The following is a 21,775-nucleotide window of genomic DNA, read 5'->3' as shown; positions in this document are numbered from 1 at the left end:
CGGACCTGCTGGCCGAACACCCCGACCACTGGCTGCTGTTCGCGGACGGCGGCGGGGTCGCGAACGCCCTGGCCGAGCGGATCGCCGCGCGCGGCGGCAGCTGCCTGCGGGTCCGCCCCGGCACCGGCTACCGGGCCGCCGCCGACGGCCGCCCGGCCACCGTCGAGCCGGGCTCGGCCGAGGACCTGGCCCGGCTGCTCGCCGACCGGCGGGCCGAGGGCGCCCCCGACCCGGCCGCCGTGGTCCACCTGTGGAACCTCGACCGCCCCGGGCTGGCCACCGCCGACCCCGCCACCGTGGCCGGCCACACCGCCCCCGGCGCCTACAGCCTGGTCACCCTCGCCGCCCTGCTGGCGGCCGAACTCCCGGACTGCCGCCTCCATGTGGTCACCCGGGCCGCGCAGGCCGTGGCCCCCGGCGAGCCCGTCGAGCCCCTCGCCGCCCCGGCCTGGGGCATCACCCGGGTCCTGCGGCACCAGGAGCTCCCCACCCATCAGGGCAAGCTGATCGACCTCCCGGCCACGGGCATCGAGGCGGACGCGGCGGCCGAGGCGCTGCTGCGCGAGTTCGCGCTGGCCGACGAGGACGAGATCGCGCTGCGCGGCGGCCGGCGGCTGACCAGCCGGCTCCGGACCGCCGAGGGCCTCAGCCGCCCGCTGGCGCCGCGGCTGCGGGCGGACGGCGCCTACCTGGTGACCGGGGCGTTCGGGGCGCTCGGGCAGCTGCTCTGCCGCACGCTGGTGAAGCGCGGCGCCCGCCGGTTGATCCTGGTCGGCCGCAGCACACCGCCGCCGCGCGAACAGTGGCGGATGCTCGACCCGGAGAGCCGGGACGGGCAGCGGGCGGCCTTCCTGCGCGAGCTGGAGGAGCTCGGGGCCGAGGTCGTCCCGGCCGCGCTGGACGTCACCGACGAGGCCGCGCTGGCCGCCTGGCTGGCCGAGTACCGCCGACTGGACCGGCCGCCGGTCCGGGGCGTGTTCCACCTCGCCGGGCAGGTCAGGGACACCCTGGTCGGCGAGCTGGACCGGTCGGCCTTCGACACCGTGTACGGCCCCAAGGTGCTCGGCGCCTTCGCCCTGCACCGTCAGCTGGCCGGGGAGCCGCTCGACCACTTCGTGCTGTTCGCCTCGATCGCCTCCCTGCTGACCACCGCCGGCCAGACCAACTACGCCGCCGGCAACGCCTTCCTGGACGCCCTCGCCCATCACCGCCGTTCGCTCGGCCTGCCCGCGCTGAGCCTGGACTGGGGCCCCTGGGCCACCGGGATGATCGAGGAGCTCGGCCTGATCGACCACTACCGGCACAGCCGGGGCATGAGCTCGCTCGCCCCGGAGACCGGTATGGCCGTGCTGGAGCGGGTGCTCGGCCAGGACCGGGCCCAACTGCTGGTCGCCACCGTGGTCGACTGGCCGGTCTTCCTCTCCTGGTACCCGGCCCCGCCGCCGCTGGTGACCGAACTCGCCGCAGCCGCCCGGGAGTCCGCGCCGGCCGTCGAACGGACCGGGCTGCTGGACACCCTGCGGACGGCCGGCGAGGAGGAGCGGCGGGCGCTGCTCACCGAGCTGTTCGCCGAGCTGGCCGCCACCGTGCTGCGGGTGCCGGCCGACCGGATCGACCCGGCCGCCGGCCTCGGCGGCCTCGGCCTGGACTCACTGCTGGCGATGGAGCTGCGGGCCCGGCTGAGCGGCGAACTCGGGGTCACCCTCCCGGTGGTGGCGCTGCTCGGGAACGCGCCGGTGGCCGAGCTGGTCGCCCGGCTGCACGAGTCGCTGACCGAGCTGCTGGACGAGGAGCCGACCGGCCCGGGAGCGGCCGTGGAGCGCTACGAGGACGAGTCCGCCCACCCGCTGACCCACAACCAGAAGGCACTCTGGTTCCTCAAGCAGCTCAACCCGGACGGCTTCGCCTACAACATCGGCGGCGCGGTCGAGGTACGGGTGGAGCTGGAGCCCGAGCTGATGGCCGCGGCCTTCCGGGCGATGGTCGAACGCCACCCGAGCCTGCGGGCGAACTTCGTGCTAGACGGCGGCCGGGCGGTGCAGCGGATCTCCGCCGAGGTGGAGCCGGACTTCGACGTCTTCGACGTGGAGCACCTGGCCTGGGACGACATCCACGCGATGATCGTCCGCGAGTACCGCCGGCCGTACGACCTGGAGCGGGACCCGCTGGTGCGGTTCCGGCTGTTCCGGCGCGGCCCGGCCCGCTGGGTGATCATGAAGGCCGTCCACCACATCATCTCGGACGCTATCTCCACCTTCACCTTCATCGAGGAGCTGCTGGCCGTCTACGAGGGGCTGCGCCGGGGCCGGGCGCCCGAGCTGCCCCCGGTCGCCGCCCGCTACCTGGACTTCCTCAACCGGCAGAACGCCTTCCTGGCCGGCCGCGAGGCGCCGAGGATGCTGGAGTACTGGCGCTCGCACCTGCCGGCCGAGGTGCCGCTGCTCAGCCTGCCGACCGACAAGCCCCGCCCGGCGGTGCAGACCCACAACGGCGCCTCCGAGTTCTTCGTCCTGGACGAGGAGCTCAGCGCCCGGGTCCACGCGCTGGCCCGCGCGCACAACGTCACCGTCTTCATGGTGCTGCTCAGCGCCTACTACCTGCTGCTGCACGCCTACGCGGGCCAGGAGGACATCATCGTCGGCAGCCCGGTGACGGGCCGCACCGACGAGGAGTTCGCCGGCGTCTACGGCTACTTCGTCAACCCGCTGCCGCTGCACGTCTCGCTGGCCGGCGGGCCGACCGTGGCCGAGCTGCTGGAGCGGGTGCGGACCACCGTGCTCGGCGGGCTGGACCACCAGGAGTACCCGTTCGTGCTGCTGGTGGAGCAGCTCGGACTGCAGCACGACCCGAGCCGCTCGGCGGTCTTCCAGGCGATGTTCATCCTGCTGCACCACAAGGTCGCCACCGAGAAGTACGGCTACCACCTGGAGTACATCGAACTCCCCGAGGAGGAGGGTCAGTTCGACCTCACCCTGTCCGCCTACGAGGACGAGGCCGAGCGCCGCTTCCACTGCGTCTTCAAGTACAACACCGACCTCTTCCTGCCCGAAACGACGGCGCGGATGGCGCGCCACTACGTCAATCTGCTCGACGCGCTGACCACGGCGGGGCCGGAGCGGGCGGCCACCGGGCTGGAGCTGCTCGGCGAGCAGGAGCGGGCCGTGGTGCTCCGGGAGTGGAGCGGCGCCGACCGGCGGGTGCCGTTCGCCGAGCCGGTCCACGAGCTGGTGCTGCGCGCGGCGGCGGCCGACCCGGCGGCGCCCGCGGTGGCGGTGCCGGCCGAGTCGGGTCCGACGGCCCGGCTGACGTACGGCGAGCTGGCCGGGCGCTCCCGGCGGGCCGCCGCCCGGCTGCGGGCGCTGGGCGCCGGTCCGGGCACGGTGGTCGCGCTCTGCCTGGAGAAGTCGCCGGAGCTGATCGTGGCGCTGCTGGCGGTGCTCCGTACCGGCGCGGCCTACCTGCCGCTGGACCCGGGCCACCCGGTGGAGCGGCTGGCGTACCTGGTCGGCCACACCGGGGCCGGGCTGCTGGTCGGCGACGACCGCGAGCGGCTCGGCGGACTGCCGGCCCGACTGGTCACCCCCGCCGAACTCGGCGCCGACGGGTCCGCCGACGGGGCCACCGGCGCTGACCGCTCCAGCGAGGACGACGGCTTCACCGACGTGCCGGTGGGCCTCGACGATCCGGCCTACGTCATCCACACCTCCGGCTCCACCGGTCGGCCGAAGGCGGTGCGGGTCTCCCACGGCAACCTCGCCTCGGCGTACCGGGCCTGGCAGGCCGAGTACCGCTTGGACACCGACGCCCGGACCCACCTCCAGATGGCCGGCCCCGCCTTCGACGTCTTCACCGGCGACGTGGTCCGCGCGCTGTGCTCCGGCGGCACCCTGGTGCTGGTCGGCCGGGAGCTGCTGTTCAACACCGCCCGGCTGTACGAGGTGATGCGCACCGAGCGGGTGGACGCCGCGGAGTTCGTCCCGGCGGTGGTCCGCACCGTGCTGGACCACTGCGAACGCACCGGGCGGGACTTGGCGTTCATGCGGCTGCTGGTGGTCGGCTCGGACGTCTGGAAGGTCGAGGAGTACCGGCGGCTGAGCGCCCTGTGCGGCCCGCGGACCAGGCTGGTCAACTCCTACGGGCTCACCGAGACCACCATCGACAGCGCGTACTTCGAGGGGTCGACGGACGGGCTGGAGCCCAGCCGGATGGTCCCGATCGGGCGGCCGTTCCCGAACAGCGCCTTCCACCTGCTCGACGCCCAGGGCCGGCCCGTCCCGCCCGGGGTGACCGGGGAGCTGTGGATCGGCGGCTCCGGCGTGGCGCTCGGCTACCTCGGCGACGAGGAGCAGACCGCGCGCCGCTTCGCCACCCTGCCGCTCGGCGGCTCCGACGGCACCGAGCCGGTCCGGCTCTACCGCACCGGGGACCTCGCCCGCTGGGACGCCGACGGCGGGGTGCACCTGCTCGGCCGGGCCGATTCCCAGATCAAGGTGCGCGGCCACCGGATCGAGCTGGGCGAGATCGAGACCAGGCTGGCCGAATGGCCCGAGCTGGCCCGGGCGGTGGTCACCGTCCGGGCGGACCGCGGCGGCGAGCACGTGCTCTGCGCGTACTGCGTGCCGGCGCCCGGCCGGACCTTCGACCACCGGGCGCTCCGCCGCCACCTGGCCGGGCAGCTGCCGACCTTCATGATCCCGACCCACTTCACCGAGCTGCCCGCGCTGCCGCTCACCGCCAACGGCAAGGTGGACGTGGCGGCGCTGCCCGAGCCCCGTACGGACGCCGCCGAGGCCGCCGAGCCGCCGGTCACCCTCTACGAGGTCCGGATGGCCGAGCACTGGCGGGCACTGCTCGGCGTCGAGGAGCCGGGGCTCCAGCACGACTTCTTCGAGTCGGGCGGCTCCTCGATCAGACTGATCGAGCTGATCCACGGGCTGCAGGCCGAGTTCAACATCAGCATCCCGGTCAGCCAGCTGTTCAAGGTCACCACCCTGCACGGGATGGCGAAGACCGTGGAGCACATCATCACCGGCCGGATCGAGGGTGCCCAGCCCTACCTGGGCTTCAACCAGGAGCAGCGGCAGACGCTGTTCTGCTTCCCGCCGGCCGGTGGCCACGGGCTGGTGTACCGGCAGTTCGCGGCGCACCTGCCGGAGTACCGCACGATCGCCTTCAACTACGTGTCCGGGGACGACAAGGTCGACCAGTACGCCGACCTGGTCGAGGCGCTCCAGCCGGAGGGCCCGTGCGCGCTGCTCGGCTACTCGCTCGGCGGCAACCTCGCCTTCGAGGTCGCCAAGGAGCTGGAGCGGCGCGGCCGCGCGGTGCCCAATGTGGTGATCATGGACTCGCACCGGATCCCGGAGTCCTTCGACCTCGCCGACGAGCACCTGCAGGCCTTCGAGACCGAGCTCGCCGAGCACCTCCACCGGCACACCGGCTCCGCCGCCGTCGCCCGGGAGACCCGCGAACAGGCCCGGGACTACCTGCGGTTCTGCAGCCGCACCCCCAACCACGGGGTGGTCGCCGCCGCGCTCAGCGTGATCTCCGACGACGAGAAGGTGGCGCTGTACGAGGCCGGCCGGGACGGCGCCTGGCACGGCAGCTCGGCCACCCGGACGGCGGTCTTCAAGGGCTTCGGCACCCATGCCGAGATGCTCGACCGCGAGTTCATCGCCCACAACGCCGGGCTCGCCCGGTCGATCCTCACCGGAGCCGCCACCCATGCGTCCTGAGACGGCCCCCGGGCGGGCCCCGAGCCTGCCCGCCCCCGCCCGAGACACGGCCCCTGCCCGAGAGGCGGCCCCCGTACGAGAGGCGGCCCCCGCACGAGAGACGGATCCGACCATGCTCCGGCAGCACCCGCCGCTGACCTATCCGTTCGAGCCCAACGGCCTCGAACTCGACCCCCGCTACGCCGAGTTGCGCGATCAGCCGCTGGCCAGGATCCGGATGCCGTACGGCGACGGCGCCTGGCTGGCCACCCGGTACGAGGACGTCCGGGCGGTGCTCGCCGACCCGAGGTTCAGCCTGGCCGCCGCGATGGCCGAGGACCAGCCCCGGATGCGCCCGGTGTCCCGCACCGGCGCCGGCCTGTTCTCCACCGAGCCGCCCGAGCACACCCGGCTGCGCTCGCTGGTGGCCAAGGAGTTCAGCGCCCGCCGGGTGGAGCGGCTGCGGATCCGGGCCGCGGAGCTGGCCGACGAGCTGCTCGACGGCATCCTCGCCGCGGGCGGCCCGGCCGACCTGGTCGAGGACTTCGCGATCCCGATGCCGACCACCATCATCTGCGAGGTGCTCGGCATCCCCGCCGAGGACCACCGGATGCTCTGGCAGTGGGCGGAGACAGTGCTCTCCGCCGTCACCCCGGGCGAGGTGCTCGCGGTCGAGGGGCGGGCGTTCATCGACTACATGGCCGGGGTGCTGGAGCTGCGCGGCCGCGAGCCCGGCGAGGACCTCCTCACCACGCTGGTCCGGGCCTGCCGGGAGCAGCGGCTGATCGGCGAGGAGGAGCTCCTCTCCATCGCCTGCGACCTGCTGATCGCCGGCTTCGTCTCCACCACCAACCAGATCGGCAACTTCTTCCACCAGCTGCTGGTCAATCCCGAGGAGTTGGCGCGGCTGAGGGAGCGGCCCGAGCTGATCCCCAGGGCGGTCGAGGAGCTGATGCGGTACGTGCCGCTGCTCACCGGCTTCAGCCTGCCCCGCTACGCCACCGCGGACGTCGAGCTGGGCGGGGTGGTGATCCGGGCCGGCGAGGCGGTGATGATCGCGACCGCCGCCGCCAACCGGGACCCGGAGGTGTTCGAGGAGCCGGAGCGGCTGGTCCTCGACCGACCGGGCAACCCGCACATCGGCTTCGGCCACGGCGTGCACTACTGCATCGGCGCGCACCTCGCCCGGCTGGAGCTCCAGGTGGCGATCGAGCGGGTGCTGACCCGCCTGCCCGGCCTGCGGCTGGCCGTCCCCGAGCGCGAACTGCGCTGGAAGGAGGCCTCGATGGTGAACGGTCTGCAGGCGCTCCCGATCGCCTGGTGACCGCCGCCGCGGGCGGTACGACCAGGCACCTCCAGGCAAGGCAAGGACCACGAGGAAGGCCAGAAATGGCACGGCAGAAAGACACCGCACCCCGGCGGGAGTCGATGATCGTCATCGGCGGCGGTCTCGGCGGCCTGTCCACCGGGTGCTACGCCCGGATGAACGGCTACCGCACCAGGATCTTCGAGATGCACGAGATCCCCGGCGGCTCCTGCACCGGCTGGGACCGCAGCGACTTCACCTTCGACTGGTGCATCAGCTGGCTGCTCGGCAACGGGCCGGGCAACGAGATGTACCAGATCTGGCTCGAACTGGGCGCGCTCCAGGGCAAGGAGATGCGGCACTTCGACGTCTTCAACATCGTCCGGGGCCGGGACGGCCGGGCGGTCCACTTCTACTCCGACCCGGACCGGCTGGAGGCGCACCTGCTCGGCCTCTCGCCGGCCGACGCCGCCCCGATCCGCGAGTTCTGCGCCGGGATCCGCACCTTCCGCAAGGCGCTCGCGGCCTATCCGTTCCTCAAGCCGGTCGGGCTGATGGGCCGGCTGGAGCGCTGGCGGATGCTGGCCTCCTTCGCCCCCCACTTCAACACCATCCGCAAGTCGATCACGCTGCTGATGACGGACTTCTCGCAGCGGTTCCGCGACCCGCTGCTGCGCGAGGCGTTCAACTTCATCCTCTACGAGAAGCACCCGGCCTTCCCGGTGCTGCCGTTCTACTTCCAGCTCGCCTCGCACGCCAACCACGCCGCCGGGGTGCCGGAGGGCGGTTCGCTCGCGCTGGCGCGGTCGATCGAGGAGCGCTACCTCGGGCTCGGCGGCGAGATCACCTACAACGCCAAGGTCGAGGAGATCCTGGTCGAGCGGGACCGCGCGGTGGGTGTGCGGCTCAGCGACGGCCGGGAGTTCCGCGCCGACATCGTGGTGTCCGCCGCCGACGGCCACACCACCGTGATGAAGCTGCTCAAGGGCCAGTACCTCAACGACACCTACCGGCGGCTCTACACCTCGCTGATCGACGAGCCGGGCCAGCTGTCGCCCGGGTACGTGTCGCTCTTCCTGGGGCTGCGCAAGCCCTTCCCCGAGGGCGACCCGTGCACCACCCACCTGCTGGGCGAGCGGGAGACGGCCGAGCTGACCGGGATCCGCTGCCCCTCGGTGAACGTGCAGTTCCGCACCCGGCACTACCCGGAGCTGGCGCCGGAGAACTCCACCGTGGTGTTCGCGACCTACTTCTCCGACATCGCCCCCTGGCGGGCGCTGCACGAGGGCCCCGAGCAGTCCTCCCGGGTGCGGCGCGGCGAGGAGCTGCACACCCTGCCGGTCAAGCACGGCCGGGAGTACATGGCGGCCAAGCGGCGGGTCCGCAACGGCATCGTCGGCTTCCTGGACGAGCGGTACCCGGGCTTCAAGGCCGCGGTGGCCGTCGCCGACGTGTCCACCCCGCTGACCCAGGTCCGCTACACGGGCGTCTACGACGGCACCTTCCCCGGCTGGAACCCCTTCGTGGAGGGTGCCGAGACGGTGGAGGAGGAGATCAAGAAGAGCGGCCCGGTGCTGCCCGGGCTGTCGAACTTCTACCTCTCCGGGGTCTGGGCGACCATCGGCGGGCTGATCCGGGCGGCCGCCGCCGGGCGGCACGTCATGCAGTTCGTCTGCCGGGACGACGGGGTGGAGTTCACCGCCGGGATCGACCCGAGCGCCCCGATGCCGACCCACCTGGTCATCCCGGTGGGCCGGCCCGCGGAGCCGGGCCGGCGGACGGTGCCGCAAGCCGCCGGAAAGGCCGCCGGGAACGCGGGCAGCCCCGCCCGCCCGGGCGGCAAGGGCGACGAGAACAGCAAGGGCGACGAGAACAGCAAGGACAGCGAGAACGTGCAGACGGGAGCCCTGGCATGAGGATCGAGAAGTGGGTGGTCCGGGAGCACCTGGACGGTGTGCCCGACGTCAACCGCGTCTACGAGAAGGTCGTGGAGGACGTCCGGATCGACCTGCGGCCGGACGAGATGCTCTTCCGGACCAGGTACGTCTCGGTGGACCCGTACCAGAACGGCCTGGCGCTGGAGACGCCGATCGGCCACCACATGGGCGCCGACTCGATCATGGAGGTGGTCGAGGCCGGTCCGGCGGCGGCCTTCGCGGTCGGCGACCTGGTGCAGGGCTTCGGCGGCTGGCGCACCCACGTCGTCCACAACGGCGCCGAGGAGCTGTGGACGACCGGCATCTTCCCGATGGTGTTCCCGGCCTACCGCCGGCTCGACCCGTCCTGGTACGACGAGCGGCTGCCGGTGTCCAGCGCGCTCGGCATCATGGGCGCGCCCGGGATGACGGCCTGGGGCACGCTCACCCGCTTCCTGGAGGTCCGGCCCGGCGACACCGTGGTGGTCAGCGGCGCCTCCGGCTCGATCGGCACCCTGGTGGGCCAGTTGGCGAAGCGGGCCGGGGCCGGCCGGGTGGTCGGCACCACCGGCTCGCCGGGCAAGGCCGAGTACCTGCGTGGGCTGGGCTTCGACGAGGTGGTGCTCTACACCCAGGGCGACGACGCGGAGAAGGCCCGGCAGGCGCTGCTGCTGGCCGCGCCGGACGGCGTCGACCGGTACTTCGACAACCTGGGCGGCACGGTCACCGACGCGGTGTTCACGATGCTGAACGTGGACAGCCGGGTGGCGGTCTGCTGGCAGTGGGCGACCACGGTGAACGGTGAGCTGACCGGGCCGCGGCTGCTGCCGTACATCATGTTCCCGCGCACCACGATCCGCGGCATCTTCGCCCAGGAGTGGTTCACCGAGCCGCTGTTGGCGCAGATGCACCAGGAGCTGGGCGGGCTGGTCCGGGACGGGGAGATCCGCTACCACCAGACCGTGCACAAGGGCTTCGACGGGATCCCGGCGGCCTACCGCAGCCTCTACCTGGACCGCGAGCACAACCGGGGCAAGGTGCTGGTCGAGGTCTGACCCGGGCGGGATCCGAGCCGGTACGCCGGCGGGAGGGGGTGCCCTCCCGCCGGCGGCGGATCACTCGTCGTCGAGGTCGAGGTCGATGTCGAACGCGCCGGCGTCCGAGCCGTCCGGGGTGCCGCTGATCGCGTACCCCTGGCGGCGCGCCTCGTAGCAGGCCACCGTGGCGGCGGCGGAGACGTTCAGCGAGCCGACCCGGCCCAGCTGGGGCACGAAGACCACCTGGTCGCAGAGGGCGAGCGCGTCCGCCGTGATCCCCCGGTCCTCGTGGCCCAGCACGAAGGCGACGGCCGGGGTCAGCTCGGCGGCGAACATCGGCACCGCCTCGTCGGCCAGTTCGAGGCCGACCACCTTGAAGCCGTCGGCCTTCGCCGCGGCCACCGCCTCGGCGACGGTGGGGAAGTGCTCCACCTTCAGGTACTTGTCGGTGCCCATCGCGGCCTTCTGCGCGCCGGACGAGCGCACCGACGGGGTGTCACCGGTGAGGTAGAGCTTCTCCGCACCCATCGCGGCGCCGGTCCTGACCACCGAGCCGACGTTGAACGGCGACTGGAGGTTCTCCAGGATCATCGCGAGCCGGAACTCGTTGCCACGCCGCCAGGAGCGGTGCAGCCGCTTCAGTTCGGTCCCGCGGAGCTGCTTCACGACGTCGTCCCTCGTCCACTCTCGGGGCCCTCGCCCGCCGTCGGGCGGGGCCGCGCTTCCAGAATCCGGAACCCGTTGACCGAGGTCAGCCGGGTGGTCGGCCAGCCGTGCTCGTTCAGCCACTTCTGCAGCGAGTCCGAGCCGAGGTGCTTCTGCACCACCAGGAAGGCCGAGCCGTCCGGGGTGAGCCGGTCCAGCCACTGCTCCAGCAGCCGCCGCAGCGCCGCCTTGCCGATCCGGATCGGCGGGTTGGAGTAGATCGCCGCGAACCGCAGTTCGGCGGGGACCTCCTCCGGCAGCGCGGCGTGCACATTGCCCAGGCCCAGCGACTCCGCGTTGTCCCGGACCAGGTCCAGGGCGCGGCCGTTGACGTCCACCGCCCAGACCGGGAGCCGCTTGCGGCGGCTCGCCCAGGTCAGCGCGATCGGGCCGTAGCCGCAGCCGATGTCCAGGATCGGGCCGCGCACCCGGGGCGGCGGCGCCTGCTCCAGCAGGATCCGGGTGCCCGGGTCCAACCGGCTGCGGGAGAAGACGCCCGCGTCGGTGCTGAGCTCCAGGGTGAGGTCCGGCAGGGTGACCGTGATCGGCCGGCGCTCGCTGGCGACCTCGGGTGCACCGGAGAAGTAGTGCGAGCCGGACATGCGTTTCCCCGTCGTTCGTAAGGGCCTCGGGGCCACCGGGAGGTGTGGGTAAGCCCTGCTGGTACGGCTCCGATCGTACCCCGGTGCCCGGCGGGGCCCGTGTCCCGCGCGGTGGGGGTCAGGGCGCCCCGGGGGTCTTGCGGGTGGCCACGTTGATCCGGTTCCAGGCGTTGATGGTGAAGCAGAGCGAGATCAGCCCGGCGAGCTCCGGCTCGGGGAAGAGCTCGGCGGCCCGCTCGTACACCGCGTCGGAGACGCCGTCGCCGATGCGGGTGATCTGCTCGGCCAGCGCGAGGGCGGCCCGTTCGCGCTCGCTGTAGACGCCCTCGGGGGCCTCGCGCCAGACCGGGAGCAGATAGATCCGCTCGTCGCTCTCCCCGGCCTTGCGGGCGTCCTTGACGTGCATGTCCAGGCAGTAGGCGCAGCCGTTGAGCTGGGAGGAGCGGACCTGCACCAGCTCGACCAGCGCCGGGTCGAGGCCCTCGCGGGCGGCGGCGTCCAGGGCGATCATCGCCCGGAACACCTTGGGGGCGGTGCGGGCGAAGTCGAGGCGGGCGGTGGGCCGGGGGGTGGCGGTGTTCGTCATGGGTACGAGCCTAGGAACGGGGTGCACCCCGGACATGGTGCATTCCGGGACCGTTCTCCCGGGTCAATTCCCGGGGCGGGCAACACGCCGGGGGCCCGGCGGCGCGTCGCGCCGGGCCGGTGACCGACGGATACTGCGAGTACCCCGGCGGGCCGGACCCACGGGCCGGGGAATGCCTCCGAGGAACCTTCGAGGAACGAGGACGGACACCATGCCGCAGAACCACGAGGACTACCTGGACGAGGTCGCCGAGGCCGTGGAGTCCGAGAACGAGGTGGCGGAGGACGAGTACGACGAGCTGGCCGAGCGCCGCGCACTGGGCGCGGACCCGGCCACCGAGGTCGCGGACGTCGCCGAGCAGAGCCGGATCGTCCCGCTGGACGAGGACGAGTACCGGGAGTAGCCGCGGACCCCTCGCGTACCCGGGCAGGCCCCGGCTAGAGCGCCCCGCGGCGCTGGAGCCAGGTGAACGCCGCCCACCCGGGCAGCACCGGCAGCACGAAGGTGAGCAACCGGTAGAGCGCGACGGCGGCCAGCGCGCCGCCCTCGTCCATCGAGGGGACCAGTTTCAGCAGGGTCACCAGCGCGCTGTCCACGAAGCCCGCCCCGCCGGGGGTCGGGGCCGCGTTCCCGGCCGCGTTGCCGACCAGGAACACCACCCCGACCGAGGCGAAGGACGGTGCCTGCCCGACCGCCCGGGCGCAGCAGTACAGACAGGCGATCAGGGTCAGCGACACCAGCAGCTGCCCGGTGAAGCCGACCGCCAGCCGCCCCGGGTTGCGCAGCAGCTCCACCAGCCGGGGCAGCACCTCGGCGGTCAGCGGGCGCAGCCGGGCGGCCAGCCAGCGCCGGGCCGGCGGCACCGCGGACACCGAGGCCAGCAGGACGCCCGCCGCCGCGAGGCCGCCGACCACGGCCGGCAGGGCGTCCAGTTCGGAGCTGCCGGGCTCGACACCGGTCAGGTAGACGAACGCGCCGAGCTGGAGCAGGTGCAGGACCAGGCCGAGCAGCTGGCCCGCGCCGACGCTGGACAGGGCCTGTGCGGTCGGGATGCCGGCCCGCTGGAGGAAGCGGGTGTTCAGCGCGACGCCGCCGACCCCGCCGGGGGAGACCAGCTTGACGAAGGAGCCGGCCACCTGGGCGAGCACGGCGTTGCGGAAGTCCAGCCGCTCGGGGACGAAGCCGACGAAGCCCATCGCCCCCGCGACATGTCCGGCGGCCGCGGCCAGCACGGCGAGGGCGAGCCAGAACGGGTCGGCGTCGGCGACGGTCGCGATCGGGTTCCGCTCGGTGGCGAACAGCTGCGGCAGCAGCAGCCACCCGGCCACCACGCCGCCGACGACGGCGAGCAGGGTGCGGGGGCGCAGCCGCTCCAGCCGGACCGGCCGGACGGGCGCCTGCGGGCGGCTGCGGAGCACCTCGGCGCGGATCCCGTCCAGCAGGTCGGGGCCGGGGCCGTCGGCGGGCGCGGCGGCGGGTGACTCCGGGCCGGTGCGCTGCGGAGGCACCCGGGGCGCGGTCGTCGCGGCGCCGCGGCGGGCGGCCTGTTTGAGCGCCGCCCGGGTGCCGCGGGCCAGCGCGATGGGCTGGAGCAGCGGCAGGGCGGCAGCGACCGCGTCCGGGCCGAGCACCGACACCGCCGCGCGCACCGAGCGCTCGGCCCCGGTGCGCAGCGCGAGCGTGGTGAGCAGCTGGGCGATGTCGCTGAGCAGTACCAGTTCCCCGGCCGCGATGTCCCCGTCCGCGAGGCCCACCAGGTGCACCGCCCCCGCCGGGTCGACCAGCAGCGCGGAGGGCACCAGCGCGCGGTGCGCGATGGCGCGCCGCTGGAGCAGCGCCAGCTGGCCCCAGACGTCGGCGAGCAGCGCGTCGGTGATCTCCTCGTCGGCCAGCTCGTCCAGGGTGCGGCCGGGCAGCCGCCGGTAGGCGACCAGCGCGGCGTCCCGGCCGAGTTCGGCGGTGGCGGCGACCGGGCGGGTGCGGACCCCGGCGGCGACGGCCGCGTAGGAGACCAGGGCCTCGTGCTCCAGGCCGGTGCGCAGTGAGCGCAGCGCGCGCGGGTGCGGGGCGGTGCGCAGTCGCAGCCGGCGCCAGGCCCGCTGCACCAGGGCGGCGGTGACCGCCTGCCGGTCGAGCAGCTGGACGTCCAGGTCGGGGTGGTCGCCGCGCTGGCGGACCAGGTAGCGGTCCGGGCCGTTCGGGGTGACGGAGACCGGGTGCAGACCGGCCTCGCGCAGGCTGTGCAGGAGCTGTCCGGGCCGGGGCCGGGGGTCCGGGGTGCCGACGGCCCAGCGGGTGCCGTGGGCGGCCGTCCAGCCGATCAGTACACCGAGCAGCAGTGCGGTCGGGGTGGCCGCCCCGGCGGCGATCCCGGCCAGTGCGGACAGGGTGAGGACGGTCCACGGCACCCGGCGTTCACGGGCCGCGGAGGCGGTGAGGAAGGCCAGGACGGGTGCCAGGTAGCCGTAGACCGGCTCGGTGTGGGCGAGCGGGGCGCCGGGCAGTGGCCGGGTCAGTGCGGAGACCAGGGAGAACGGCGCGGGGCCGTCGATCCACAGCGCGAAGAGGAGGGTGACGCCGTACGCCAGGACGGCGGCCAGCACGCCGTCGGCGAGCTGCTGGAGGACGTGCCGCCGGTCGGTCCCGGGGGCGAGCAGCCGGCGGGCGGCCGAGCAGCCGGGCAGGAGCAGCAGGGCGGCGGTGGTGAGGCCGGTGGCGACGCCGCCCAGCGGGTGCGGGACCAGGGCGGCGGCGCCGCCGACGTCCTCGGCGAGGCCGTTGGTGGTGGCGCGGGCGTAGTCGGCGGACAGCAGGGTCAGGGCGATCACGACGAGTCCGGCGAGCAGCCGGATCAGCGCGGCCGGCTGCCGGACCCGGCCGGTGGCGGCTATCCCCGGGGGCTCGGGCGGGCGTGGGGGGCCGCCCGTCGTGCCACCCGAAGTACCGCCCCCCGTGCTGTCGTCCGTGCCTTCGACCGTGCCGCCGGTCCTGCCACTTGTCGCGTTCCCCGCCACATCCGCCACGGATGGCATGCTCCCACGAGCCCCCGGCAGCGTGTCTCGGGGCGCGGGGCGGGCCCGTCGTCACTACCCTGCGTCCCATGAGCGCCTGCGAAGACCTCGCCGCCGCACCCCGGGACCTCGCGCCCCTGCCACCCCTGGACGGCTGCGCCGACTGCCTGGCGCAGGGGCGCCGGGACTGGGTGCACCTGCGGCTCTGCCTGGACTGCGGCCGCATCGGTTGCTGCGACTTCTCGCCGCAGCGGCATGCCACCGCGCACTTCCACAACAGTTCCCATCCGGTGATCCGCTCCTACGAGCCGGGGGAGGACTGGCGTTGGTGCTACGTCCACGAGCTCATGGGGTGACGGTCCGGCCGGGTCGGCGCCCCGGCCGGGGTGACGTTCGGGCCGGGTTGACGTTCGGGTGCCCATGGGTTGAGGTGTAACTCCCGACAGATCTGGACATAACGCCCGTACGGCCCTCGGTCGGTTCCTGTCCGGCCGGCGGCCGCCGAAGGGAGCCGACGATGACCAAGCAAACAGCGGGAAGCCCTCACAAGCTCCGCCGCGGCACCCAGGAGCTGTTGGAGCGCCGGGGGATGGCCACGATGCCGATCACGCTCCCGCCCCTTCCGGCCGGCACCGCGCGGACCGCCACCGGATCGGCGAGCGCCGCCTTCCGGCACGGCGGCCGGGACTCCGCGACCGCCGTCCCGCACTCCGTGCCCGCGCACCACGCCGAACTCAAGGGGCACCGCCACCGCGGGGCCGAGAAGCACAGCGCGCACTGAACCGGCTGCGCGCCCCGGCCGCCGTCCTGACCGCCGCCCTGATGTGCGGTCAGGGCCGGTTCGGGGCGCGCGGCGGCGCTGTCGGTGGCCTGCGGTACGTTCGGGGTGATCGACGGCGGCGGGCGAGTGGGGGTACGGGCGATGGCCGAGCTGATGACGGAGGAGCCGGTCGAGCTCCAGCTGGAGCGGTACCGGACGGAGTTGACCGGGTACTGCTACCGGATGCTCGGCTCGGTCTTCGAGGCCGAGGACGCGGTCCAGGACACCATGGTCCGGGCCTGGCGCGGACACCGCGGTTTCGAGGGCCGCGCCGCGCTGCGCTCCTGGCTCTACCGGATCGCCACCAACGTCTGCCTGGACGCGCTGAACGGCCGCAACGCCCGGGCCCGGCCGATGGACCTGGCCGGCCCGTCCACCGTGGCCACCGCGACCGATGCCCAGCTGCCCGAGATCACCTGGCTCGGCCCGGCGCCGGACGGCCGGGTGGTGCCCGAGACCGGCGATCCGGCCGAGGTGGCCGCGCAGCGCGAATCGGTGCGGCTGGCCTTCGTCGCCGCGCTCCAGCGGCTGGCGCCCCGGCAGCGGGCGGTGCTGATCCTGCGCGAGGTGCTCGGCTGGCGGGCCAACGAGGTCGCCGAACTGCTCGGTGTCACCGTCGCCTCGGTGAACAGCGCGCTCCAGCGGGCCCGGGCCGCGCTCGCCGCCGACCCCGCCGCCACCCGCCCGGCCCCGACCCTGGACGAGGACCACCGGGCCCTGCTGGCCCGGTACGTCGCCGCCTTCGAGGCGTACGACATGGACGGTCTGGCGGCGCTGCTGCACGAGGACGTCACGCTCAACATGCCGCCGTTCGCGCTCTGGCTGACCGGGCACGCGGACATCCGGGAGTGGATGCTCGGCCCCGGGTGCGGCTGCCGGGGCTCCCGGCTGGTGCCGGTGGTGGCCAACGGCAGCCCGGCCTTCGGGCAGTACCGGCCGAGCCCGGACGGCGGGCACGAGCCGTGGGCGCTGATCGTGCTGGAGGTGTCAGCGGGCCGGATCACCGGGGTCACCAACTTCCTCGACACCGAGGTGCTCTTCCCGCTGTTCGGTCTGCCGCCCCGGCTGGAGGCCGGGGAGTAGTCGGCTCTCCTCGCCGTCCTCCTCGTCCTCGTCGTCCGGTTCGACGAGCAGGACGGCGGCCAGCCCGCTGAACGCGAGCAGTTCGCGCAGCGGGCCGTTGGCGTTGCGCAGGACGAGCCGCACGCCGTGCCGGGCCGCGGCGCGCCGCAGCCGGGCCAGGGCGTCGACCACGGCCAGGTCGGGGGCGGCCAGTGCGCCCAGATCGCAGATCAACGGTCGGGTGGCGGAGGTAAGGGTCTCGGTCTTCACCCAGGGGAGACCGCTCCGGCGCACGGGGCTCATCGGCCCGCCGGAAATTTCTCCGGAAAAAACTTCGCCGGGGAGCGATGAGTTTCCGCCGGGCCCCCGGTCTAACCCTGTGAAAGCGCGGCACCGAGCCGCGCCCGCACCGAACAGAGGGAACCACCACCATGACCGAGAACCTCGGCACCCTGTCCATCGTCCGCGAGCTGCCGGCCACCCCGGCCGAGGTGTTCCGGGCCTACGTCGAGCCCGAGCAGTTCGTCCGCTTCTGGGGCCCGGTCGGCACCAGTGTCCCGCTGGACACCGTGACCATCGAGCCGGAGGTGGGCGGGCGCTTCGACAGCACGATGGTGCTGGAGGCCACCGGCGACCGCTACCCGGTGCGGGGCCGGTTCACGGCGGTCCGCGAGGGCGAGATGCTGGAGTTCCTGGAGGAGGGCGTCGGCCTCACCGGCCGGATCACCCTCACCGACCTCGGCGACGGCCGGACCGAGGTGCGCATGGAGCAGGAGAACGTCCCGGCGATGTTCCTGGGCCCGGAGGCCGAGGCCGGCCACAACTCCAGCTTCGACCGGCTGGTCGAGCACCTCGCGGCCCGTCGCTGAGGCCGGCGGGGCCCGGCTGGCAGAGTGGGGCGCACATCGTCCCCGAGTCCGAGGAGGGCCCGCCGTGCCGGTCGAGCCGTTGAAGTCCCGTGAAGAGTGGCTGGCCTCGTTGCCCCGGATCTACGCCGCGGCGGGGTGCGTCCTGCGGGACGCGTCCGGGCGGATCCTGCTGGTGAAGGCCGGGTACCGGGAGCACTGGCAGTTCCCGGGCGGGACGATCGACCTCGGGGAGGGTCCGGCCGAGTGCGCGGCCAGGGAACTGCTGGAGGAGACCGGCATCGTCCGGGAGGCCGGCGAACTGCTGGCCATCTCCTGGACCCACCCCTCGGGCGAACTCGACCACCCGGCCGAGCACTTCCTGTTCGACTTCGGCAGCGTCCCGGACGGCACCCCCGTGACCGTCCCGGCCGGCGAACTCGACGACCACCGCTGGGTCGAGGACCAGGAGGCGCTCGAACTCCTCGGTCCGGCCCGGTCGTTGCGGCTGCGCGCGGCGCTGGAGGCGCAGGCCGACGGCCGGGTGCGGATCATCACCACGCGTGTGTCGGGCTTCTGACCGCGACCCGCGACCCGTGACCCGTGACCGGCGTCCCGTGACCGGCGTCCCGGCCGTCCCGGCCGGTGTCCCGGGGGCGCGCCCGTCCCGCGGCCCCCGGAACGGTCCGGTCACGCCGGCTCGGCGCCGGTGCCGTCGGTGCCGGGGACGATGAACGCGGCGAGGATCTCGACGACGAACCGCTCGATCCCGTCCTTCCGCACACCGAGGTCGTCCAGCACTCCGGCGCCGTTCTCCAACTCCAGCAGGGCGAGCAGGATGTGCTCGGTGCCGACGTAGTTGTGACCGAGCTTCAGCGCCTCCCGGAAGGTCAGTTCCAGCACCTTCTTCCCCCGGGCGTCGTAGGGGATCAGCGCCGGCACCTCGGCGGCCGGGGCGGGCAGCGCCGCCGTCGCGGCGGTGCGCAGCGCCTCCGGGGTGACACCCTGGTCGACGAGCGCCCGCGCGGCCAGGCCGTCGGGCTCGACCAGCAGGCCGAGCAGCAGGTGCTCGGCCCCGATCTCGGCGTTGCCGGCCCGGCGGGCCTCCTCCTGGGAGGCCATCACCACGTGCCGGGCCCGGTCGGTGAACCGGCCGAAGCCCTGGCTGGGGTCGAGGTCGTTGGGCGTGGCCGGGTCCTTGGGCACGAAGCGCTTCTGCGCGGCCTGCTTGCTGACCCCCATGCTGTGGCCGATGTCGGTCCAGGAGGCGCCGGAGCGGCGGGCCTGGTCGACGAAGTGGCCGATCAGGTGATCCGCGAGCTCACCGAGGTGGTCGGCCGCGATGACGGCGTCCGAGAGCTGGTCGAGCGCATCCGGGTGGAGCTTCTTGATCGCGTCGATCAGGTCGTCGAGGCGCAGCGGAGTGGTCTTGGGAACGATCGGATTCTCCATGCCGTCAACCGTAGGTTGTCGACGCCAAATCGTCAACCATCGGTTGACGATGGGCGGAGTTGGAGTCTCAGAGGGCCAGCAGCCGGCTGCGGACGGCCGCGAGGTCGGCGGTGGAGACGCCGGCGGCCGACAGTCGGGCGACCGGGTCGAGGCCGGCGAGGGCGGTGTGCACGGCGGCTTCGGCGGTGGTGCCGGCCTCGGCGAGCACGGCGTCGATCCGCCGGTACTGGTCCGGGAGGCCGAGCATGCCGTAGAGGGGGCGGACATTGGCGGCGCTCAGCAGGTAGTCGGCGACGATCTCGGCGGGCTCGACCTCGGCGAGGGCGAGCAGCAGCAGCGCGGCGAGGCCGGTCCGGTCGCGGCCGGCGCCGCAGTGCACGACCAGTCCGCCGGGGCGGGCGCCGGCGATCGTCGCGATCAACTCGGCGGCGGCGCGCGGACAGTGGTCCAGATAGGGGCGCAGGGCGAGCGGGGTGCCGTCGAGGTGGCCGTAGGTCTGCCACCAGGCGGGGCCGGCGAGTTCGTCCAGCGGGACGCGGATCAGTTCGACGTCCCCGGGGAGCGGGAGGAGCGGCTTGTACTCCTCGATGTTGCGCAGGTCGACGACGGTGCGCACGCCGTGGTCGAGCAGGGCGTCCCAGCCCTCGGCGGTGAGGCGGTCGAGGTTGTCGGCCCGGACGATCGCCCGGCGGGTGGTGCGGGCGCCGGTGGTGGTGGGCAGTCCGCCCAGGTCACGGACGTTGAGGCAGCCGTCCCAGGCGAGCGTGCGGTCCTCGGTGGCGGTGGTGCGCGCGTCTGCCCGGCTCATCAGGTTCCCCGTTTTCCTCGGCGAGGGGGTCCCGTTACCCCCTCGTTATGTGGACTACCGGTGGAGCGGGATGGTTCCTCGGATCGTCCGATGATCAGAGCGTGACGATGCGACAGCGTTCGGTCGGCGGCCCGTCGGCGTTCGGGTGCCGTTCAGGCGGCGGCCTCGGTGCGGACCAGCTTCTCCATCGGCTGCGCGGCGGCCTGGCCGAGCACCGAACCCGCGACGATCGCGCCGACCAGCAGCACGGTGGACAGCCACGCCATGGTCGCCACCGGCAGGGTGAAGGCGCCGGCCACCCGGGCCACGCACTCGGCGAGCAGCGCGGAGCCCCAGATGACGGAGAACAGCCGCTCGTAGCGGCGGAACGGCCGCGAGCCGGCGGCGAGCCGGTCCCAGGCGGCCTCCCTGGCCGTCTCGCCCTTGGTGAGGAAGGGCCGCAGCGCGGCGGACATCAGCGGCCGCGCGGTCAGCGCGGAGCCCAGGATCGCCAGGGCCATGAAGCCGCTGAGCACGGCCTCCTTGGCGAGCATCAGCCGGGCGTCGCCGCTGACGGTGGTGAGCACCAGGCCGACCAGGTTCACCCCGAGCATCAGGGCGGCGAAGCGGTTCAGCGTCCGGTCCTTGACCAGGCCGAGGACGGTCCGGGCGACCGGGAACACGCTGCTCCAGGCCAGGGCGGCGAACTCGCTCGTCCCGAGGCCGGAGTGGAGGAGGTAGAAGGCGGCGAGCGGGCCGGCGATGTCGACGGCGAGCGGGCGGAGGGCCTTGGCGAGCGGCTGCGGGGCCTTGGCGGTGACGGCCTCGGTGGTGGCGGTGCCGGTGGTGACGGCGCTGGTGGCGGCGATCTGGCTCATGGTGGGTCCTCCCCGGACTGGCTGCTCGGTCGGCGGGGCGTTGCCCGCTCCGTCGTGCCTCCAGTGTTCCGAGCGGGACCCCTCGGCCAGCAGTGCCGTCCGTTGCGGGATCCGCATGACAGTTGTCACGGTGCGCGCCGTGACCGTGCCGCCGAGCTGCGAAGACGCTTGGCCAATGGGCGAATTGACGTGACGTCGGGCCGACCGCCGGTCAGGGGCGCTCGAAGTCCCAGAGCGGTCGGCCCAGGGTGTCCGCGCAGTGGACGGCGGCGAAGCGCTCGTCCTCGGCCGACAGGAATCCCTGGGCGACGCCGTGCAGCACCGTGCGCGCGGCCGCGTCCGCCCGGGTCCAGGCGCCGGTCAGCACCAGCACCGCGCCGACCAGCTCCGCGCGCTGGATCCGGGCCACCGGGACGGCCAGCAGCGTGGTGTTGACCTGCTCCAGCTCGTCGGCGGACAGATAGGTCTCCCCGCTGCCGCCGCCGCGCTCCAGGTCGAGCCGGCGGCGCAGCTCGGGCAGCCCGTAGTGGCGGACGGCGGCCACCGAGTCGTCCAGCGCGACCTGCCAGCGCGGGCCGGGCAGCACCTCCCACCAGACGTCCTCCCGCACCGGCAGCAGCTCGCCGATCCGGGACCGCCAGGACTCGATGCCGTAGACGGCGCGCGGGTCCGGGCGCGGACCGGGGAAGGCCGCGGCGGACCAGTCGGCGCGGCTGACCAGGCTCAGGTCGAAGGTGTAGCGGACCCGTCCGTCGGCGCGCCGCTCGACCACGCCGACCAGGGCCCAGTGGGTCGGGTCGGGGAGGGCGAAGGTCCGCCGCCCGCCGGTGAGGCCCAGGAGCCGGAGCGCGGGCGCGAGGTGGTCGCGCAGGCCGCGTTCGTGGAACTCGCGGGCGGTGGTCATGACGGTCCCTGGGGGTCGGGGCAGACAGCACTCGGCGGCACCCGGGGCGCGGGAGGGGCAGGGCGCGGGCGGCGGCCGGAACGGATCGTTCACCTACAACGTAGGCAGGGCGGCGTCTGCGCGGCCGTGGGCGAAGGCCAGCAGGTCCCG

General features: G+C 73.9%; 19 protein-coding genes. 10 read left to right on the top strand and 9 right to left on the bottom strand.

What is annotated here, in order from left to right; genetic code table 11:
* The 4 genes from VR45_RS00685 to VR45_RS00670 all read left to right on the top strand — a co-directional run.
* Positions 1–5,735 (top strand): non-ribosomal peptide synthetase (locus VR45_RS00685; RefSeq protein ID WP_045937690.1); only part of this gene is annotated, 5,735 nt, incomplete at its 5' end.
* 112 nt (positions 5,736–5,847) lie between these two features.
* On the top strand, positions 5,848–7,038 hold the full coding sequence (locus VR45_RS00680) for a cytochrome P450 (RefSeq protein WP_045937689.1): 1,191 nt from the start codon (positions 5,848–5,850) through the stop codon (positions 7,036–7,038).
* Positions 7,039–7,103: 65 nt separating this feature from the next.
* Complete coding sequence (locus VR45_RS00675; RefSeq protein WP_078896112.1) at positions 7,104–8,936, top strand: NAD(P)/FAD-dependent oxidoreductase; 1,833 nt, start codon at positions 7,104–7,106, stop codon at positions 8,934–8,936.
* Positions 8,933–9,991, top strand: a complete 1,059-nt coding sequence (locus VR45_RS00670; protein WP_045937688.1) for an NADP-dependent oxidoreductase — start codon at positions 8,933–8,935, stop codon at positions 9,989–9,991. Before VR45_RS00675 ends, VR45_RS00670 begins: the two co-directional genes overlap by 4 nt.
* Positions 9,992–10,051: 60 nt before the next feature.
* On the opposite strand, the gene VR45_RS00665 is transcribed toward VR45_RS00670, so the two are convergent.
* The 3 genes from VR45_RS00665 to VR45_RS00655 all read right to left on the bottom strand — a co-directional run bounded on the left by VR45_RS00665 (position 10,052) and on the right by VR45_RS00655 (position 11,866).
* Complete coding sequence (locus VR45_RS00665; RefSeq protein WP_045937687.1) at positions 10,052–10,639, bottom strand: TrmH family RNA methyltransferase; 588 nt, start codon at positions 10,637–10,639, stop codon at positions 10,052–10,054.
* On the bottom strand, positions 10,636–11,280 hold the full coding sequence (locus VR45_RS00660) for a methyltransferase (protein ID WP_045937686.1): 645 nt from the start codon (positions 11,278–11,280) through the stop codon (positions 10,636–10,638). The genes VR45_RS00665 and VR45_RS00660 overlap by 4 nt, the downstream gene beginning before the upstream one ends.
* Before the next feature lie 118 nt (positions 11,281–11,398).
* A complete protein-coding gene (locus VR45_RS00655; protein ID WP_045937685.1) occupies positions 11,399–11,866 on the bottom strand; it encodes a carboxymuconolactone decarboxylase family protein in 468 nt (155 codons plus the stop codon).
* A 211-nt stretch (positions 11,867–12,077) separates the two neighbouring features.
* Between VR45_RS00655 and VR45_RS00650 the strand changes: the two genes are divergently transcribed.
* A complete protein-coding gene (locus VR45_RS00650) occupies positions 12,078–12,269 on the top strand; it encodes a hypothetical protein (RefSeq protein WP_045937684.1) in 192 nt (63 codons plus the stop codon).
* 34 nt (positions 12,270–12,303) lie between these two features.
* Here the strand turns inward: VR45_RS00650 and VR45_RS00645 are convergent, their stop codons facing one another.
* Positions 12,304–14,889 carry a lysylphosphatidylglycerol synthase transmembrane domain-containing protein gene (locus VR45_RS00645; RefSeq protein WP_159394083.1) on the bottom strand — a complete coding sequence of 862 codons (2,586 nt, stop codon included), beginning with the start codon at positions 14,887–14,889 and terminating at the stop codon, positions 12,304–12,306.
* Positions 14,890–14,966: 77 nt separating this feature from the next.
* On the opposite strand from VR45_RS00645, the gene VR45_RS00640 reads away from it, so the two are divergent.
* The 3 genes from VR45_RS00640 (at position 14,967) to VR45_RS00630 (ending at position 16,780) form a co-directional block, all read left to right on the top strand.
* On the top strand, positions 14,967–15,233 hold the full coding sequence (locus VR45_RS00640; RefSeq protein ID WP_045937683.1) for a UBP-type zinc finger domain-containing protein: 267 nt from the start codon (positions 14,967–14,969) through the stop codon (positions 15,231–15,233).
* A 161-nt stretch (positions 15,234–15,394) separates the two neighbouring features.
* Positions 15,395–15,658, top strand: coding sequence for a hypothetical protein (locus tag VR45_RS00635; protein WP_159394082.1), 264 nt, complete (start codon positions 15,395–15,397; stop codon positions 15,656–15,658).
* Between the two features lie 141 nt (positions 15,659–15,799).
* Positions 15,800–16,780, top strand: a complete 981-nt coding sequence (locus VR45_RS00630; RefSeq protein WP_199925877.1) for a sigma-70 family RNA polymerase sigma factor — start codon at positions 15,800–15,802, stop codon at positions 16,778–16,780.
* Here VR45_RS00630 and VR45_RS00625 read toward each other — a convergent pair.
* Complete coding sequence (locus VR45_RS00625; protein ID WP_286163014.1) at positions 16,685–17,077, bottom strand: STAS domain-containing protein; 393 nt, start codon at positions 17,075–17,077, stop codon at positions 16,685–16,687. The two genes, VR45_RS00630 and VR45_RS00625, sit on opposite strands and share 96 nt — an antisense overlap.
* A 113-nt stretch (positions 17,078–17,190) precedes the next feature.
* On the opposite strand from VR45_RS00625, the gene VR45_RS00620 reads away from it, so the two are divergent.
* Positions 17,191–17,628 carry an SRPBCC domain-containing protein gene (locus VR45_RS00620; RefSeq protein ID WP_045937680.1) on the top strand — a complete coding sequence of 146 codons (438 nt, stop codon included), beginning with the start codon at positions 17,191–17,193 and terminating at the stop codon, positions 17,626–17,628.
* 64 nt (positions 17,629–17,692) lie between these two features.
* Positions 17,693–18,184, top strand: coding sequence for an NUDIX hydrolase (locus VR45_RS00615; protein WP_052708721.1), 492 nt, complete (start codon positions 17,693–17,695; stop codon positions 18,182–18,184).
* A 110-nt stretch (positions 18,185–18,294) separates the two neighbouring features.
* On the opposite strand, the gene VR45_RS00610 is transcribed toward VR45_RS00615, so the two are convergent.
* The 4 genes from VR45_RS00610 to VR45_RS00595 all read right to left on the bottom strand — a co-directional run bounded on the left by VR45_RS00610 (position 18,295) and on the right by VR45_RS00595 (position 21,625).
* Complete coding sequence (locus VR45_RS00610; RefSeq protein ID WP_045937679.1) at positions 18,295–19,056, bottom strand: Clp protease N-terminal domain-containing protein; 762 nt, start codon at positions 19,054–19,056, stop codon at positions 18,295–18,297.
* A gap of 67 nt (positions 19,057–19,123) precedes the next feature.
* The gene (locus VR45_RS00605; RefSeq protein ID WP_045937678.1) at positions 19,124–19,864 is read right to left on the bottom strand and encodes a tyrosine-protein phosphatase; all 741 of its coding nucleotides are present in this window, start codon (positions 19,862–19,864) and stop codon (positions 19,124–19,126) included.
* Positions 19,865–20,016: 152 nt separating this feature from the next.
* On the bottom strand, positions 20,017–20,721 hold the full coding sequence (locus VR45_RS00600) for a VC0807 family protein (protein ID WP_045937677.1): 705 nt from the start codon (positions 20,719–20,721) through the stop codon (positions 20,017–20,019).
* A gap of 211 nt (positions 20,722–20,932) precedes the next feature.
* Complete coding sequence (locus tag VR45_RS00595; protein ID WP_045937676.1) at positions 20,933–21,625, bottom strand: hypothetical protein; 693 nt, start codon at positions 21,623–21,625, stop codon at positions 20,933–20,935.
* Positions 21,626–21,775 lie beyond the last annotated feature (150 nt).

Origin of the sequence: Streptomyces sp. NRRL S-495 (genome assembly GCF_000966955.1) — a bacterium.
GTDB classification, from domain to species: Bacteria; Actinomycetota; Actinomycetes; order Streptomycetales; family Streptomycetaceae; genus Kitasatospora; species Kitasatospora purpeofusca.
Note: the sequence above shows the minus strand (reverse complement) of the source record. Positions and strands in the feature narration are given on the sequence as shown.